Source organism: Streptomyces radicis (assembly GCF_003626575.1).
GTDB classification, from domain to species: Bacteria; Actinomycetota; Actinomycetes; order Streptomycetales; family Streptomycetaceae; genus Streptomyces; species Streptomyces radicis.
Map to the genome: position 1 here is coordinate 1 of NZ_RBDY01000082.1, position 1,006 is coordinate 1,006.

Consider the following 1,006-nt stretch of genomic DNA (forward strand, 5'->3'; position numbering starts at 1 on the left):
CTAGGGAGCGTATCGAGTCGTGATCAATCTGCGGGATTCTCCCTCACGGTGGGGCCTGGACCGGTAGATCTTCTTGCGTGACGCGAGTGCAACTGACGGACGACGAGTGGGAGTTCATCGGGCCGTACCTGCCGATCGGTGAGTACGGCCCGTACCCCGAGCGGCTGCGGCAGCAGTTCGAGGGTGTGATCTGGCGGTTCAAGACCGGCGGGCAGTGGCGGGAGATGCCGCAGGAGTTCGGCGCCTGGTCGACCGTCCACAACCGCTTCCGGCAGTGGCGTGACGCGGGCGTCTTCGAGGCCCTGCTGGAGGGCCTGATCGCGGAAGCCGCGAAACGGGGTGAGGTGGATCTGTCCCTGGTCAGCGTCGACTCCACCACCGCGCGTGCTCACCACGACGCTGCCGGGATGCACCTGGGCGAGGACGTCCTCGGCGCCCTGGAGAAGGCAGCGACCGAGGCGGAGAAGGCCAGGTCAAAAGGGGGAGCCTCGAAGAACAAGACGGACAGGACGTCGAGATCGATGCCGGGCGGGAGGAGCGGCGACGCATCCGGCGCCGGCGCAAACTCCGGCTGAAGGCCGCCCTCCTGGGACGTTCCAGGGGCGGGCAGACCAGCAAGGTCCACCTCACCGCCGATCGGAAGTGCCGCCCCCTGGCCCTCCTCCTGACCGCGGGCCAGGCGGCGGACAGCCCGCAGTTCATCCCCGTCCTGAAGAAGGTGCGGGTGCGCGGGCCTGTCGGCCGTCCCCGCACCCGGCCCGACGCGGTTGCCGGAGACAAGGCTTACTCGTCCCGCGGTAACCGCGCCTACCTGCGTAAACGCCGCATCAAGGCGGTGATCCCGGAGAAGAAGGACCAGACCGCCAACCGGAAGAAGAAGGGCAGCAGGGGTGGCAGGCCCGTCAGCCACGACACCGAGCTCTACAAGGAACGGAACACCGTCGAACGCGCGATCAACAGGATGAAGGCATGGCGGGGCATCGCAACCCGCTACGACAAGACCCCG

1 pseudogene is annotated in these 1,006 nt (G+C 67.9%); it reads left to right on the forward strand.

Annotated elements, in window-relative coordinates:
- Positions 1–77: 77 nt before the first annotated feature.
- Positions 78–1,006: pseudogene (locus D7318_RS32330) on the forward strand (IS5 family transposase); the annotation flags it as partial.